The 14,352-nt window shown below is 65.2% G+C and carries 17 protein-coding genes and 1 tRNA gene; 11 read left to right on the top strand and 7 right to left on the bottom strand.

What is annotated here, in order from left to right:
- Positions 1–21: 21 nt before the first annotated feature.
- From AC3A4H_RS04745 to AC3A4H_RS04735, 3 genes are all read right to left on the bottom strand, one after another.
- Complete coding sequence (locus AC3A4H_RS04745) at positions 22–474, bottom strand: cupin domain-containing protein (RefSeq protein ID WP_487765644.1); 453 nt, start codon at positions 472–474, stop codon at positions 22–24.
- 99 nt (positions 475–573) lie between these two features.
- Positions 574–873 carry a hypothetical protein gene (locus tag AC3A4H_RS04740; RefSeq protein WP_487765643.1) on the bottom strand — a complete coding sequence of 100 codons (300 nt, stop codon included), beginning with the start codon at positions 871–873 and terminating at the stop codon, positions 574–576.
- Positions 874–1,102: 229 nt separating this feature from the next.
- Positions 1,103–1,192, bottom strand: a tRNA-Ser gene (locus tag AC3A4H_RS04735).
- 268 nt (positions 1,193–1,460) lie between these two features.
- Between AC3A4H_RS04735 and AC3A4H_RS04730 the strand changes: the two genes are divergently transcribed.
- The 5 genes from AC3A4H_RS04730 (at position 1,461) to AC3A4H_RS04710 (ending at position 5,509) form a co-directional block, all read left to right on the top strand.
- A complete protein-coding gene (locus tag AC3A4H_RS04730) occupies positions 1,461–1,730 on the top strand; it encodes a hypothetical protein (RefSeq protein WP_487765895.1) in 270 nt (89 codons plus the stop codon).
- 45 nt (positions 1,731–1,775) lie between these two features.
- Entirely contained in the window at positions 1,776–2,447 is a 672-nt protein-coding gene (gene msrA / locus AC3A4H_RS04725) for a peptide-methionine (S)-S-oxide reductase MsrA (RefSeq protein ID WP_487765642.1), read from the top strand.
- A gap of 243 nt (positions 2,448–2,690) precedes the next feature.
- Complete coding sequence (locus AC3A4H_RS04720; RefSeq protein WP_348777754.1) at positions 2,691–3,680, top strand: BMP family lipoprotein; 990 nt, start codon at positions 2,691–2,693, stop codon at positions 3,678–3,680.
- Positions 3,681–3,840: 160 nt separating this feature from the next.
- Positions 3,841–5,046, top strand: coding sequence for an MFS transporter (locus tag AC3A4H_RS04715; protein WP_487765641.1), 1,206 nt, complete (start codon positions 3,841–3,843; stop codon positions 5,044–5,046).
- Between the two features lie 40 nt (positions 5,047–5,086).
- Entirely contained in the window at positions 5,087–5,509 is a 423-nt protein-coding gene (locus AC3A4H_RS04710) for a GNAT family N-acetyltransferase (RefSeq protein ID WP_487765640.1), read from the top strand.
- Positions 5,510–5,529: 20 nt separating this feature from the next.
- Here AC3A4H_RS04710 and AC3A4H_RS04705 read toward each other — a convergent pair whose 3' ends face one another.
- A complete protein-coding gene (locus AC3A4H_RS04705; protein WP_348777757.1) occupies positions 5,530–5,739 on the bottom strand; it encodes a SlyX family protein in 210 nt (69 codons plus the stop codon).
- Between the two features lie 216 nt (positions 5,740–5,955).
- Between AC3A4H_RS04705 and AC3A4H_RS04700 the strand changes: the two genes are divergently transcribed.
- Genes AC3A4H_RS04700 through deoA form a run of 6 tightly spaced genes read left to right on the top strand, consistent with a single transcriptional unit; the run spans position 5,956 to position 12,135 of the window.
- Positions 5,956–7,488: an ABC transporter ATP-binding protein gene (locus AC3A4H_RS04700; protein ID WP_487765639.1), complete on the top strand. Its 1,533-nt coding sequence runs from the start codon at positions 5,956–5,958 to the stop codon at positions 7,486–7,488.
- Positions 7,485–8,624, top strand: coding sequence for an ABC transporter permease (locus AC3A4H_RS04695; RefSeq protein WP_487765638.1), 1,140 nt, complete (start codon positions 7,485–7,487; stop codon positions 8,622–8,624). Before AC3A4H_RS04700 ends, AC3A4H_RS04695 begins: the two co-directional genes overlap by 4 nt.
- Before the next feature lies 1 nt (position 8,625).
- Entirely contained in the window at positions 8,626–9,597 is a 972-nt protein-coding gene (locus AC3A4H_RS04690) for an ABC transporter permease (protein ID WP_487765637.1), read from the top strand.
- Between the two features lie 3 nt (positions 9,598–9,600).
- Positions 9,601–9,993, top strand: a complete 393-nt coding sequence (cdd, locus tag AC3A4H_RS04685; RefSeq protein WP_487765636.1) for a cytidine deaminase — start codon at positions 9,601–9,603, stop codon at positions 9,991–9,993.
- Entirely contained in the window at positions 9,990–10,796 is an 807-nt protein-coding gene (locus AC3A4H_RS04680) for a purine-nucleoside phosphorylase (protein WP_487765635.1), read from the top strand. Before cdd ends, AC3A4H_RS04680 begins: the two co-directional genes overlap by 4 nt.
- A 22-nt stretch (positions 10,797–10,818) precedes the next feature.
- Positions 10,819–12,135, top strand: a complete 1,317-nt coding sequence (gene deoA / locus AC3A4H_RS04675; protein ID WP_487765894.1) for a thymidine phosphorylase — start codon at positions 10,819–10,821, stop codon at positions 12,133–12,135.
- A gap of 63 nt (positions 12,136–12,198) precedes the next feature.
- On the opposite strand, the gene fabG is transcribed toward deoA, so the two are convergent.
- The 3 genes from fabG to AC3A4H_RS04660 all read right to left on the bottom strand — a co-directional run bounded on the left by fabG (position 12,199) and on the right by AC3A4H_RS04660 (position 14,189).
- Positions 12,199–12,912, bottom strand: coding sequence for a 3-oxoacyl-ACP reductase FabG (gene fabG / locus AC3A4H_RS04670; RefSeq protein WP_487765634.1), 714 nt, complete (start codon positions 12,910–12,912; stop codon positions 12,199–12,201).
- Positions 12,913–13,069: 157 nt separating this feature from the next.
- Entirely contained in the window at positions 13,070–13,417 is a 348-nt protein-coding gene (locus AC3A4H_RS04665) for a hypothetical protein (RefSeq protein ID WP_487765633.1), read from the bottom strand.
- Between the two features lie 217 nt (positions 13,418–13,634).
- On the bottom strand, positions 13,635–14,189 hold the full coding sequence (locus tag AC3A4H_RS04660; protein WP_487765632.1) for a hypothetical protein: 555 nt from the start codon (positions 14,187–14,189) through the stop codon (positions 13,635–13,637).
- Between the last annotated feature and the right edge of the window lie 163 nt (positions 14,190–14,352).

The raw sequence follows: 14,352 nt of genomic DNA, 5'->3' as shown, positions 1-14,352 counted from the left end.
GCAGCAAGGGCGCGTAGCGTGTCAGGAAGCCGTCTGCAGGGCTTCGATGCAATGGCGCTGCATGGCCGCGCCGATGCGGGCGAAATCTGGCGCGGTCTGTGGCTCGGCCGTTCCGATTTCCCGAAAAAAGGCGGTCATCGATGGTTCGATAAGCACCAGCATGCGCGCAGGCTTGCCACTCTCGTTCATGTAGTTGTGCGGCGCGTGGCTGTCGATGCGCACCGAGGTGCCGGCTCCAGCCGAGACGGTTGTCGGCGGCTTGCTGGCAGCGAAGTGCCGGATGGTGACCTCGCCATCGATCACATAGAAAAGTTCGGGCGAGGCGTGGCTGTGCGGCGGTGTGCCGGAACCTGGTGGAATCTCCACCTCGAGAAGTTCAAGGTTCGATCCCGCAAGACCGCCCAGAAAGCGGACGCGGTCGGCGACGACCCCGCGGGTCTCGCCTTGCTGCATGGTGGTGACGCTTATGCTCATCGCCATTCTCCTTGGCTGTCGATGTTACGTCCGCGTCAATGAGCCCGACCCGACCGCGGACAGGATCGTATCGAGCGCCCAAGAGGCTGCCTCTCCGGCCTAGGCGCCGGTGAGACCGCCGTAATCCTTCAGGACCTCCCAGGCGGAGGCCGAATAGAGCAGGTGCGCCAGCGCCTCGACCCTCAGGGCCTCAGCGGGCGAGAGGTTGGAAAGAACGGGAGCGAGCGCCCCAGCAAAGCGTAGGCGGCGGCTGGCGACCATGCCGGCGCGCATGTCGCGGCCTGTGCGCGAATGCAGGGAGGCGCGGATGGCCGCCTCATGCGCATCGAAACGCGGAAAGGCTTCCTGGGGTCCCTGGACAATGTCCCGGACATCTTCCGGCGCGATGGAGGCGCCCATCAATTCCCCCCATCACCGCGGATTCCAGAGTGGGCGTAGAACGAAACCTCGAGCACGGTAGGAGCGCTAATGGGATTATCCCATACAGCCGCTAGCGCCGAGTCAAGGATGATGGGCAGCAGGACGCCCCAGCCACTTGGATGCACCGCTGCGAAATGGGGATAGAGGTGGGGAGAAAACTAAGCGGCGGAAAATTGGGCAGCAGACTCAACGTCTTGTGTCGATGTAATGGCGGAGAGAGCGGGATTCGAACCCGCGATACGGTTCCCCGTATACACACTTTCCAGGCGTGCGCCTTCAACCACTCGGCCACCTCTCCGCGGCGCAGGCTTCGTCGAACGAAGCAAGCGCGGGGTTCATCTAGTCGATCCTGAAGCGAATGCCAAGCCTGCCTTGCGCCTGTTTTTTGGCCGGCGCAGAAATTTTGCGCTCGGGCTCGCCCGGCGGATCGGCCGAATTTCATATAGGACGATTGCGCAGCCGGACAACGCACCATATGTCTCTTGGCGAAACGAAGCTCCGAGGATTCGAACTTGCGCTTCCTGTTCAGGTTCGCTGCAACCATCGCGCTGGCGGTTGCCGTCATCATGGCTGTGCTGGACGCCACGCGCACCGTGGCCGCCGCGCATCTGGTTCTGACGCCGCTGCGCACCAGCTGGGCCGCGGTTTCGCCGCACACGCTGGAGAGTTTTCAGCATTTCGTGCAGACGAAGATTCATCCGCTGGCCTGGGATCCGGTCACCGTCACCGTGCTGAACCTGCCCGGCTTCGCCGTGTTCTTGGCGCTGGCCTTCCTGCTCTATGCGATCGGCCATCGCCCGCGCCGGCGCGATGTGGGCTACGTGCAGGGGCGTTGATGCCTGGAGAGGGCAGGGGCCGCAACCCGAGAAAGGGATAATGCCATGTTTTTCCTGAGCGACATGCTGAACAAGAAGCTCAAGCTGCCGAAGCCGGAAGAGGCCCTGCGCGGCCGGGACGAGCCGATCCCCACCGCGGCCAGGCATTTCGTCTCCGGGCATCCGCTGAAGGGGCCTTACCCGGAAGGGCTGGAGAAGGCCATGTTCGGCATGGGCTGCTTCTGGGGCGCTGAGCGGCTGTTCTGGCAAATGGAGGGCGTGTGGGTGACGGCAGTTGGTTATGCCGGCGGCGTCACGCCCAACCCGACCTACCAGGAGACTTGCACCGGGCTTACCGGCCATGCCGAGGGGGTGCTGGTGGTGTTCGATCCCAAGGTGGTCTCCTATGCGCAGCTGCTGAAGACGTTCTGGGAAAGCCACGATCCCACCCAGGGCATGCGGCAGGGCAACGATATCGGCACCACCTACCGCTCGGCGATCTACACTTTCGGCGACGAGCAGTATCGCGCCGCAGTGGCCTCGCGCGATGCCTATGAGGCTTCGCTGCGCGGGGCGGGGCGCGACAGGATCACCACCGAGATTGCGCCTGCGCCCGAATTCTACTTCGCCGAGGAAGACCACCAGCAGTACCTGGCCAAGAACCCGAACGGCTATTGCGGGCTGCAGGGCACTGGCGTTTCCTGCCCTATCCCGCAGGGCGCCTCGGCCGGCGCCTGAGCGCCAGCCCGGCGGGCGGAAATGCGAATTTTGCGCCCGCCCGCAAGCCTTGAAATCCCGGGGCCGAGCCGCTGTTAAGGGCTTCCGCAGCGGCATTTTTCACGCCCAAGATTCCAGGTGAATTTTATTTCTTGCCGTGCGACAGTGTCGCGCATGTGGGAGGGGCACCTCCTGCGAAGCGCCGTGAAGCGCCCGCAGGGCGGGGAACGTACGCGGCGCACCAACGCAAAACAGGGTGTTCACATGAAGCGTATCGTTCTTGGCCTTCTGGCCGCAACAGCACTGGCCTTCCCGGCTTTCGCCGCGGACATCAAGCCCGCGATCATCTACGATCTCGGCGGCAAGTTCGACAAGTCCTTCAACGAGGCTGCCTATCATGGCGCCGAGAAGTTCAAGGAAGAGACCGGCATCGCCTATCGCGACTTCGAAATCCAGAACGACGCCCAGCGCGAGCAGGCGCTGCGCAAGTTCGCCGAGGACGGCAACAACCCCATCGTCATGGCCGGCTTCTCCTGGGCCGCGGCGCTGGAAAAGGTTGCGCCGGAATTCCCGGACATCAAGTTCACCATCATCGACATGGTGGTGGACAAGCCGAACGTGCGTTCGGTGGTGTTCAAGGACAATGAGGGCTCCTACATCGTCGGCATGCTGGCGGCCATGGCCTCCCAGACCAAGAAGGTCGGCTTCATCGGCGGCATGGACATTCCGCTGATCCGCAAGTTCGGTTGCGGCTATGTTGGCGGCGCCAAGGCAGCCGGCGCGACCGAGGTGTTCTACAACATGACCGGCGACACCCCGGCGGCCTGGAACGACCCGACGAAGGGCGGCGAAATCGCCAAGTCGCAGATCTCGCAGGGCGCGGACGTGGTCTATGCCGCGGCAGGCGGCACCGGCGTGGGCGTGCTGCAAGCAGCCGCCGACGCGGGCAAGCTCGGCATCGGCGTCGACTCCAACCAGAACGGCCTGCAGCCGGGCAAGGTGCTGACCTCGATGCTCAAGCGCGTCGACGTGGCCGTCTACAATGCCTTCATGGACACCAAGGACGACAAGTTCACGCCGGGCTTCAACAATCTCGGCCTGAAGGAAGGCGGCGTCGACTACGCCATGGACGAGAACAACAAGGACCTGGTGACCGAAGAGATGAAGGCGGCCGTGGAACAGGCCAAGGCCGACATCGCTGCCGGCAAGATCGAGGTCCACGACTACATGTCGGACAACGCCTGCCCCTATTGATCCAAAGGGCGCCAGAATAGAGCCGCCGGCGCAAGCCGGCGGCTTTTGTTTGAACTCTGTAGAAATGGTGCGTGGTCCTTTTCGCGCAGGGCACGCTGCAGCCTGAGCCGCACTTGGGGCTGACGCCGGAGCCGGCCGACGCGTGATCGGGGGGAAATGCATGAACGACAGCCGGATACGCCTGGCGACCATCGCCGCCCTGCTGCTGGCGGGCGTGCTGGCGGGCACGCAACTCGGCAAGATCGCGCCGCTGGTGGACTGGTACAGAAGCGAGGCCGGCTTCTCGCTGGTGCTGATCGGCTGGCTGACCTCGATGATCAGCATCTTCGTGGCGCTGGTGGCGCTGCCGACCGGCTGGGCCATCGAGCGCGCCGGTATGCGCCGCTCCTTCATCGCGTCTGCCGTGGTGATGACTGCCGGCGGCCTGGCACTCGCCTTCCTCAGCGATCCGGCGGCCATTCTCGCGGCGCGCCTGGTCGAAGGCGTCGGCTACCTGGTGCTGGTCATTGTCATTCCGGCGCTGCTTAACACCATTGCGCCACCCGCCTGGCGGGCGCCGGCGCTGGCGATCTGGGGCGGTTTCGTCCCCGTCGGGTTCGCTGTCGCCGACTTCATGGCACGTGGGATTCTGCCGACGGCCGAGCCGCAGCTTTTCCTGCTGGCAGCCATCGTGGCGTTTGCGCTGTTCGCGCTGATCGGAGCCGTGCTGCTGGCAATGGTCGGCGATGCCGATGCCGGCTCGGAAACGCAGGCCTCGGCTTCGCTAACCGGCGGCCTTGCCGCGCAGCTGACCTTTCCGGTCGCTCTGGTGGCGCTGTCTTTCGGTTTCTACGTCGTGCTCTCGGTCAGCTTCTTCGCCTTCACACCGGCATTCGTGGCACTTCCGCAGGCCAATATCGCGCTGTCGGCCGGCCTGATCGCGCTGATCGTGCCAATCGGCAACGTGCTGACCGGCGTTCTGGTCAAGGGCCGCGACGGCCGCTTCGTGCTGATGCTGGCGGGTGTGGGCTTCGCGGCGAGCCTGGTCGCGGCGGTGCCGACCTTCGGCGGCTCCGCGCCGGCGCTGGCGACCGCGGCTGCGGTGGTCATCGCCATTGCGGGCGGCATCATCGCCTCGGCGCTGTTTGCCAGCATTCCGGCAATCGTGCCGCAGGGGAAATCCGCCTCGATCGCCATCGGCCTCGTCTGCCAGGCGGGCGGCATCGGCACCGTCATCGGGCCGCCGCTGGCGGGCTATGTCATCGAGGCCCATGGCTGGGCGGGCTTTGGTGTGTTTCTGGCGCTGACCGCCGCCATCGGCGGGCTTTGCCTGCTGCCACTTGCGCGCTCGCAACTGCGCGGATCGGAGACGGTACATGCCGGTTAGCATACGCTTGGCGAAGCCGTCGGCGGACGAACTCGCGGCCATGGCGAAGCTGCGCTACGACGCTTTCTTCAAGGGCAGCGACCGCTCGTTGGAGCAAGACCGCAGCGAGATCGAGACCTTCGTCCGCAATCAGGGCTACGAAGTCGCCCTCGTTGTAGAATGCGATGGCAGGCTCGCCGGCGCATGCCTCTTCGTTCGCAACGAGATCGAGGCGCAACACGATGTATCGCCCTGGCTCGCCGGACTGGTGGTGGCGCCCGAATTCAGGGGGCGAGGGGTGGGGTCGAAGCTGGTGGAGGCGATCGAGGCGCATGCCCGGTCGGTCGCCTGCCCGGTCATCCACCTATATACCTCAAACGCCGAAGGGTTTTATGCGGCCCTGGCATGGAGTGTCGTCGAGCGGTTCCACGACGGCGGCGAGCCGACGGTGCTGATGTCGAAAAAACTGTCCGCAGCGGAATGATGCGTGACCGAGGCATGCCATTACCAATGCGGCGGCTTGGTGGCCTCGTGGCCGGGGGCGGCCTGCTCTTCCAGCGCCAGGAAGCGATCCGTCAGCGCATCCAGCTTCCGCTGAAGCCGGTCGATCACCTTCCACTGTTCGGCGATCTGGCCGGACAGTTCCTCGATGGTCTTCTCCTGTTCGGCCGCTCGAATTTCGAGCGTCGTCAGCCGGTCGTCGGGGGCGGTCATGTCGGAAATCCTGTTGCAAAATTTAGAGCCGGGCGGGCGAAATGCCACAAAATCTCGACAATCTGTCAATATCGCGCCCGGCGCGCCCTGGGAAATTGACAATTGGCAGGCGATTTGTCGAGAGTGAAATCCGGGTCCCCTGGCCAATTGGCAGGGAAATGGCGGCATGCTAGTTTTTGACCAAACGATAAAAATAAAACAGGGGTACACCGTCGAATGGCGGAAGCTGCAATCGAGCTGATCGGCATCAACAAGAGTTTTGGTGCCGTTCGCGCCAACCGCGATATCAACCTGGAAATCGCTCCCGGCACGATCCACGGCATCATCGGCGAAAACGGAGCCGGCAAGTCGACGCTGATGTCGATCCTGTACGGTTTCTATCAGGCCGACAGCGGCGAGATCCGCGTCGACGGCGAGCCGACCGCCATCCGCACGCCTAACGACGCCATCGCGGTGGGCATCGGCATGGTGCACCAGCACTTCATGCTGGTGGAAAACTTTACCGTGCTCGAAAACGTCATCCTCGGCGCCGAGGGCGAGGCCCTGCTCAACAATTCCATTTCCAAGGCGCGCTCCGAACTGCGCCGACTGGAGCGCGAATACGGGCTGGAGGTCGATCCCGATGCGGTGATCGAGGAACTGCCGGTGGGCCTGCAGCAGCGCGTCGAAATCCTCAAGGCGCTCTATCGCGGCGCCGAAATCCTCATCCTTGACGAGCCGACCGGCGTGCTGACGCCGGCGGAAGCCGACCACCTGTTCCGTATCCTCGAGCAGCTCAAGGAGCAGGGCAAGACGGTGGTGCTGATCACGCACAAGCTGCGTGAAATCATGGCCATCACCGACACGGTCTCGGTCATGCGCCAGGGCACGATGGTCGCCACCCGCAAGACCGCCGAAACCACGGTGGAGGAGCTGGCCGAGCTGATGGTTGGCCGCCGCGTGCTGCTGCGTGTCGAAAAGGGCGAGCCCAATCCCAGCGAGGTGAAGCTGTCCGTGAAGAACCTGACGGTGAAGGATTCGCGCGGTGTCACCATGGTCGACAACGTCTCCTTCGAGGTGCGGGCCGGCGAGATCGTCGGCATCGCCGGCGTCGCGGGCAACGGCCAGTCGGAGCTGATCGAGGCGATTGCCGGCACGCGCCGCGCCGTTTCGGGCACGGTGACCCTCGACGGCAAGCCCATCGACGTCACCGGCAACGCCGACCCCGGCGAACTGCGCGACCGTGGCCTGGCCCACGTGCCGGAGGACCGCCACCATGTCGGCCTCGTGCTGGCCTTCGAGGAAAACGAGAACTCGATCCTCGGCTATCATGACCAGCCGAAATATCTGAACGGTCCGTTCCTGAACATCGACACGATCCGCAACGATGCCAGGGAGAAGATCGAGAAATACGACATCCGGCCGGGTGACTGCCGCCTGAAGACCGCGAACTTTTCCGGCGGCAACCAGCAGAAGATCGTGCTGGCGCGCGAGATCGAGCAGGACCCGGGCGTCCTTATCGTCGGCCAGCCGACGCGCGGCGTCGACGTCGGCGCCATCGAATTCATCCACAAGCGCCTCATCGCCATGCGCGACCAGGGCAAGGCGGTGCTTCTGGTCTCGGTCGAGCTCGACGAGATCCGCTCACTGTCCGACCGCATCCTGGTCATGTTCGCCGGCCGCGTCGTTGGCGAGCGGGGCCCCGACGCGAGCGAGGGCGAACTGGGCCTGCTGATGGCCGGCGTCGAAGGCAAGGAGGCCGCAGAGTGAGCACCCCCTACGCAAAACTGCCCGGCTGGGCGGACTATGGCCTGATCCCGATCGTCAACCTGGCGGTGGCCTTCATCGTGGCCGGCCTGGTCGTCATGCTGGTGGGCGAGAACCCGCTGCAGGCGGCGGGTATCCTGGTGAAGGGCGCCTTCGGCAACGGCCAGAACATCGCCTACACGCTGTTCTACGCCACCAATTTCATCTTCACCGGCCTTGCGGTTGCGGTGGCGTTTCATTGCGGCCTGTTCAACATCGGCGGCGAGGGACAGGCCTATATCGCAGGCCTTGGTGTGGCGGTCGTGTGCCTGGGGCTCGACAGCGTGTTGCCATGGTGGACGACGTTCCCCCTCGCGATCCTGGCCTCGGCTGCGGTGGGCGCGCTGTGGGCGCTGATCCCGGCCTATCTGCTGGCCAAGCGCGGCTCGCACATCGTCATCACCACGATCATGTTCAACTTCATCGCCGCCAGCGCCATGGTCTATCTGCTGGTCGACGTGTTGAAGCCGGCCGGCTCGATGGCGCCGCAGACGCGCGACTTCCTGCCCGGCGCGCAGTTGCCCAAGCTCGGCTGGCTATTGGAAATGTTCGGTATGAGCGTGCGCTCGGCCCCGCTCAACATCTCCTTCCTGCTGGCGCTGGTCATGGCCTTCTTGGTCTGGGTGCTGATCTGGCGCACCAGGCTCGGCTACGAGATGCGCACCTACGGTTTCAGCCCCAAGGCGGCGCGCTATGCTGGCATCTCCGAAGCTCGCATCATCATCATCACCATGATGATCTCGGGCGCACTGGCCGGCATGATGGCGCTGAACCCGATCATGGGCGACCAGCACCGCGTCCAGCTCGACTTCGTCACTGGCGCCGGCTTCGTCGGCATCGCGGTGGCGCTGATGGGCCGCTCGCATCCGGCGGGCATCGTGCCCGCGGCTATCCTGTTTGGCGTACTCTATCAGGGCGGCGCCGAGCTGGCATTCGAGATGCCCAACATCAGCCGAGACATGATCGTGATCATCCAGGGCCTGGTCATCCTTTTTGCCGGCGCGCTGGAGCACATGTTCCGGCCGGCCATCCAGACCCTGTTCGCCAGCGTCAGCCCGCGCTCCGTCGGCGTTACCGTGGCCAAGGAAGAGGGGGCCTGACATGGAACTTCTGGACGCCCTTGTCCAACTCGTCGGCGCGACGATCCGCGTCTCGGTGCCGCTGCTGCTGGCCTGCCTCGCCGGCCTCTATTCCGAGCGGTCGGGCATCTTCGACATCGGCCTGGAAGGCAAGATGCTGGCCGGCGCCTTTGCCGGTGCATCGGCAGCTGCCGTCACCGGCTCGGCCTGGGTGGGGCTCAGTGCGGCGGTGCTGACGTCGATTGCGCTGGCGCTGGTGCATGGCTTCGCTTCCATCACCCATCGAGGCAACCAGATCGTGTCGGGCGTGGCGATCAACTTCATTGCCGCCGGCTCCACCATCATCCTCGGCCAAGCCTGGTTTCAGCAGGGCGGCCGCACGCCCTCGCTCAGCGGCGACGCCCGCTTCCAGGCGATCACGCTGCCCGGCGCGGATGCGCTGCGGGAGGTGCCGGTGGTAGGTACGATCTATTCGGACATCCTGTCCGGCCACTCGCTGCTGGTCTATGTCGCCTTCCTGATGGTGCCGTTCACCTGGTGGGTGCTGTTCCGCACGCGTTTCGGCCTGCGCCTGCGCGCCGTGGGCGAGAACCCGGCGGCGGTCGACACCGCAGGCATTTCGGTGACCTGGCTGCGCTATCGCGCGCTGCTGTGCACTGGCGTGCTCACCGGCCTTGCCGGCGCCTATCTTTCGGTGGCGCAGAACGCCGGCTTCGTGAAGGACATGACCGCCGGCAAGGGTTTCATCGCGCTTGCCGCGCTCATCTTCGCCAAGTGGAAGCCCGTGCCGGCCATGTTCGCCTGCCTGCTGTTCGGCTTCCTGGAGGCCGCTTCCATCCGCTTCCAGGGCATGGCCTGGCCGATGATCGGCAAGGTGCCGGTCCAGCTCATGCAGGCGCTGCCCTACATGCTCACCGTCATCCTTCTGGCCGGCTTCATCGGCAAGGCGATCCCGCCGCGCGCCGGCGGCGTGCCCTATGTGAAGGAAAGATAAGCAATGTCGCACGATCTGTTCGAGGCGGCGGTGGCCGCGATGAAACACGCCCATGCGCCCTATTCGAAATTCCCGGTGGGGGCGGCCCTGCGCACCGAGGACGGACGCATCTTCTCCGGCTGCAACATCGAGGTGGCGTCCTATCCCGAGGGCTGGTGCGCCGAGACCACGGCGCTCGGCCATTACATCATGGGCGGCGGCGGCAAGATCACGGAGATCGCGGTGGTGGCCGAGCGCATGCACCGCATCACGCCCTGCGGCGGCTGCCGCCAGCGGCTGGCCGAATTCGCTGAGGCCGACACCAAGCTCTACCTCTGCGACGACGCAGGGGTGGTCGAAACGGTGACCCTCGGCGAAATGCTGCCCTACGGGTTCAAGGGTAGCATTCTGAAATGAAGGAAGCGGTGGATCATCTCGTCGAGAAGCTGGGCGGGCTGGCGCCGCGCGTGGCGCTCGTGCTCGGCTCGGGCCTCGGCGGCCTCGTCAACGAGGTGGAGAATGCAATCCGCATCTCCTATGCCGACCTGCCGGGCTTTCCGGTCAGTGGCGTCACCGGCCATGCCGGCGAGGTCGTGGCCGGCCATTTCGCCGGCTTGCCGGTGCTGATGCTGGCCGGCCGCGCGCACTATTACGAGCACGGCAACGCCGCCGCCATGCGACCCGTGATCGAGGTGCTGGCCGGCATCGGCATCACGCACCTGCTGCTCACCAACGCCGCCGGCTCGGTGGACCCCGACATGCTGCCGGGCTCGGTGATGCTCATTGACGACCACATCAACTTCTCCGGAACCAACCCGCTGTTCGGCGAACCGAGCGACCGCCGCTTCGTCGGCATGACGGAAGCCTATGACGCGGGCCTGCGCGCCGCGATCGCGGGAGCGGCCGAGAAGGCCGAGATCAAGCTGCACCGGGGCGTCTACATGTGGTTCTCGGGCCCGAGCTTCGAGACGCCGGCCGAGATCCGCATGGCGCGGGTGCTGGGCGCCAATGCGGTGGGCATGTCGACCGTTCCGGAAGTGATCCTCGCGCGCTTCTTCGGGCTCAAGGTCGCCGCCTGCTCGGTCGTCACCAACCTGGCCGCCGGCATGACCGGGGCCGAGCTGTCGCACGAGGAGACCAAGGACATGGCGCCCATCGGCGGCGCCCGCCTGGCCACCGTGCTGAAGACCATGTTCCGCGAGGGGTTTCTGGATGAGTAGCGGCGAGGCGAGGGGAGGCAACCTGCTTCCGCAGGAAATCATCCGCCGCAAGCGCGACGGCAAGCCGCTCTCCGCCGAGGAGATCGCCGGGTTTGTCCAGGGGCTGACCTCGGGCGCGGTGTCCGAGGGCCAGGTGGCAGCGCTTGCCATGGCGATCTTCTTCAACGGCATGAGCCGCGACGAGGCCGTGGCGCTGACGCTCGCCATGCGCGATTCCGGCGACGTGCTCGACTGGTCGGACCTGCCCGGCCCGGTCACCGACAAGCACTCCACCGGCGGCGTGGGCGACAATGTCTCGCTGATGCTGGCGCCCATCGTTGCGGCCTGCGGCGCCTATGTGCCGATGATCTCCGGCCGCGGCCTCGGCCACACCGGCGGCACGCTCGACAAGATGGATTCCATCCCCGGCTATGTCAGCCAGCCCGACAACAAGCTGTTCCGCGATGCGGTGCTCAAGACGGGCTGCGCCATCATCGGCCAGACGGCGAACCTCGCCCCGGCCGACAAGCGGGTCTATTCGATCCGCGACGTGACTGCGACCGTGGAATCCATTCCGCTCATCACCGCCTCGATCCTGTCGAAGAAGCTGGCCGCCGGGCTGCAGTCGCTGGTGCTCGACGTCAAGGTCGGCAACGGCGCCTTCATGGCCAGGAGCCGCGATGCCACAGCACTCGCGACCAGCCTGGTCGAGGTGGCGAATGGGGCCGGCCTGCCCACTTCGGCGCTGATAACCGACATGAACGAGCCGCTGGCCTCGGCCGCCGGCAACGCGGTGGAGGTGCAGAACGCGGTCGATTTCCTGACCGGTCGGTACCGCGACCGCCGGCTGGAGCAGGTCACGCTGGCGCTGGCCGCCGAGATGCTGCAGCAGGCGGGCATCGCCGCCTCCAACCAGGAAGGCGAGCGGCGCGCGCGGCAGGCGCTGGACAGTGGTGCGGCGGCCGAAGTGTTTTCGCGCATGGTGGCCGCACTCGGCGGGCCGTCTGATTTTGTCGAGAACTGCGCGTCCTATCTGCCCAAGGCCAAGCTGGAGCTTGTCGTGAAGGCGCCGCGCAGCGGCTTCGTGACCAACATCGAGACGCGCGACGTCGGCATGGCGGTGGTGGCTCTCGGCGGCGGCCGCACCAAGCCGGAAGACAGCGTTGACCACACGGTGGGCATCACGCGACTTCTGCCAGTGGGCGCGGAGGTCAAGGCCGGCGAAGCGCTGGCGCTGGTGCACGCCCGCAACGAAGCGGATGCCGAGCACGCGGCGGCGGCTGTGCTGGCGGCCTACACGCTGGGCGACGCGAAGCCCGCGCCGCGCAAGGCGGTGGTCAGGCGCATCGCACCGCGCTGAAGCCAACGGAAGGGCAGGGCGGCGCGGCGCATCTTTCGTGGCTCGACGGCGCTTCCTGCGCCATCAGCGCATGAACTGGCCGCCGTTCACCGAAAGCACCTCGCCGGTGATGAAGCCCGTCTCGTCGGACATCAGGAACGAGGCGGCGGAAGCGATGTCCTCCGGCGCGCCGATCCGGCCGACCGGAATGCGTGCGACCTCGGCATCCCTGATGTCGGCGCGCATCGCGTCGGTCATGTCGGTGCGGACGAAGCCGGGCGCGATGCAGTTTGCAGTAATTCCCTTAGAGGCGTTCTCGAGCGCGATGCTCTTGGTGAGCGCGATGAGACCGGCCTTGGCGGCCGCGTAGTTCGCCTGGCCGGCTTGGCCGCGCAGCGCATTGATGGACGAGATGTTGACGATGCGCCCGAAGGATCGCTCGCGCATGCCTCCGAGCAGGGCGCGGCACAGATTGAACGGCCCGACCAGATTGACATCCAGAACGGCGCGGAAGTCGGCCGGGTCCATGCGGTGGCAGATGGCGTCGCGCGTGATGCCGGCGTTATTGACCAGCCCGCCCACCGGCCCGACCGCCTTTTCCACCTCGCCGATGGCCGCTGCCACGGCCTCGTAGTCGGCTACGTCCACCGTCTGGCGCAAAGCGAGATGCGGATGGTCCTCTTCGCCGAACATCAGATCAAGACCGGCAACTTTCCATCCGTCGCGGGCGAGGCGCTGGGCTATGGCGGCGCCGATCCCGCGGCCGGCCCCGGTTACAATCACAACGTCAGGCTTCATACTTCACCATCGGTAACACTTCTCCTTGGTCCGAGCGGCCGAACCAGGTCGGCGCGGCTCGGCATTCGAGTGGCGGTTTACCGTCACTCGGCCTTCACTACCACCGCAATTCCCTGTGGAGCCCGTCAGGCTGCATTGAAGGTTGGCCGGCGCTGCTTCACTGCGTCAGCCGCAACACGCAGCCCTTCGCGGCGATCTCCTGGTTCAGCGCGATGATCTCGCCCTTCACCTCGGCGATCTTCGCCTCTCGTTCCTGCGGCGACTTGATCATCGACTGGGTCATTCCGGTGAGCGCGCCGCTGATAACGTCGGCGCGAAAACGCTCGTTCTGCGCGTCGACCAGAAGGTCACGGATCTGAACCTTGCGGTCGCGCTCGCTTATGAGCATCGGGCAGTCGAGATTTGCGAAGCGGCCGTCGTTCACCGTCTTGGCCTCGATCGCGCTGGGCGGCGTGGCGCAGCCGGCGAGGCTCGCGGCAACCGCAATGATCAGAATTTTGTGCAACGTGAATCGCATGGCGCCCTATGCCGTCAAGTTGCGGCGAGATTGCGCCCTTACTACAAGGATAGTGACGGTTCCAGCACGATGCGGCCGCGCGTGCCGCAACCAATCACCACCCAGCGGCACATGCCCGGCCGAAAAATGGCCCCGCTGTCGGGGCCAAACTTGGATCTGATCCTGTTTGATTTTCAGGTGCCGCTGCACGCAAGGCGGCAAGCCGTCATTTGATCTCCCAGGTCGTGTTGTGCGGAATGTCCATGGCGGTGTAGCCGCCGGGGCCGGCCAGTGCGGGCATGTTTATGCAGGCAAAGGGCTCGCTGCCGGTGATGCCTTTGTATTTGCCCGTTCCGCCAGTGATGATGTGGGTGCCGCAATTCATATCCGGCTGCGACTTGTCGAGGTCTCGTGTGTCGAAGGTCGAGAAGATCTTGTCTCCGTCCTTGTCGGCCAGCACGCAGGCGCCATCGATGTATTTCTTCTCACCCGAAGCAACGCTTACCGCCGTGCAGTGCGCCGACATCTTGTCGAGCATCGCTTCTCCCTTCATGTTCTGAGTGGTCCCGACCGCCTCCAGCGCGGTGGCCGTTCCGAGCCCGGGTATGTCGATGTTCGTCAACGGCCGAAAGATGAAATGCGTAACGTAGGGTGTGGTCCCTTTCTTTTCGATCGAGGCTCCCAGCACAGCACCAGGAGACAAGGACAGCATCAGCACCGAGATGAGTGCCACTTTGACAGGGAGCATCGTCGCGGCGCATGTCACGATTGCGGGTTTCATCTATTCCTCCATGGTATGCGGCCGAACAAGCCGATGGCTTGCATCGCCGCCGGGTGAGGACGAATTGTCCGCGCCTTCAACGTGTCTGATTATGCCGAGCGCCAGTTCCCCCGATCAAAGTCAAGCGTACGGTAGGGATCCAACCCGATTGGCTTCGACGGCG

The sequence above is a fragment of the Pseudaminobacter sp. Soil_N_29 genome, assembly GCF_057656055.1.
This window is presented reverse-complemented; position numbering and strand designations above follow the sequence as displayed.

Bases quoted from the DNA above. Each gene is read 5' to 3' on its own strand.
- AC3A4H_RS04680 (WP_487765635.1), top strand. From the start codon at position 9,990: ATGAAGGAAGCGGTGGATCATCTCGTCGAGAAGCTGGGCGGGCTGGCG.
- cdd (WP_487765636.1), top strand. From the start codon at position 9,601: ATGTCGCACGATCTGTTCGAGGCGGCGGTGGCCGCGATGAAACACGCC.
- AC3A4H_RS04660 (WP_487765632.1), bottom strand. From the start codon at position 14,189: ATGAAACCCGCAATCGTGACATGCGCCGCGACGATGCTCCCTGTCAAA.
- fabG (WP_487765634.1), bottom strand. From the start codon at position 12,912: ATGAAGCCTGACGTTGTGATTGTAACCGGGGCCGGCCGCGGGATCGGC.
- AC3A4H_RS04705 (WP_348777757.1), bottom strand. From the start codon at position 5,739: ATGACCGCCCCCGACGACCGGCTGACGACGCTCGAAATTCGAGCGGCC.
- AC3A4H_RS04710 (WP_487765640.1), top strand. From the start codon at position 5,087: ATGGCGAAGCTGCGCTACGACGCTTTCTTCAAGGGCAGCGACCGCTCG.
- AC3A4H_RS04745 (WP_487765644.1), bottom strand. From the start codon at position 474: ATGAGCATAAGCGTCACCACCATGCAGCAAGGCGAGACCCGCGGGGTC.
- AC3A4H_RS04690 (WP_487765637.1), top strand. From the start codon at position 8,626: ATGGAACTTCTGGACGCCCTTGTCCAACTCGTCGGCGCGACGATCCGC.
- AC3A4H_RS04740 (WP_487765643.1), bottom strand. From the start codon at position 873: ATGGGCGCCTCCATCGCGCCGGAAGATGTCCGGGACATTGTCCAGGGA.
- AC3A4H_RS04730 (WP_487765895.1), top strand. From the start codon at position 1,461: ATGGCTGTGCTGGACGCCACGCGCACCGTGGCCGCCGCGCATCTGGTT.
- AC3A4H_RS04715 (WP_487765641.1), top strand. From the start codon at position 3,841: ATGAACGACAGCCGGATACGCCTGGCGACCATCGCCGCCCTGCTGCTG.
- msrA (WP_487765642.1), top strand. From the start codon at position 1,776: ATGTTTTTCCTGAGCGACATGCTGAACAAGAAGCTCAAGCTGCCGAAG.
- AC3A4H_RS04700 (WP_487765639.1), top strand. From the start codon at position 5,956: ATGGCGGAAGCTGCAATCGAGCTGATCGGCATCAACAAGAGTTTTGGT.
- AC3A4H_RS04720 (WP_348777754.1), top strand. From the start codon at position 2,691: ATGAAGCGTATCGTTCTTGGCCTTCTGGCCGCAACAGCACTGGCCTTC.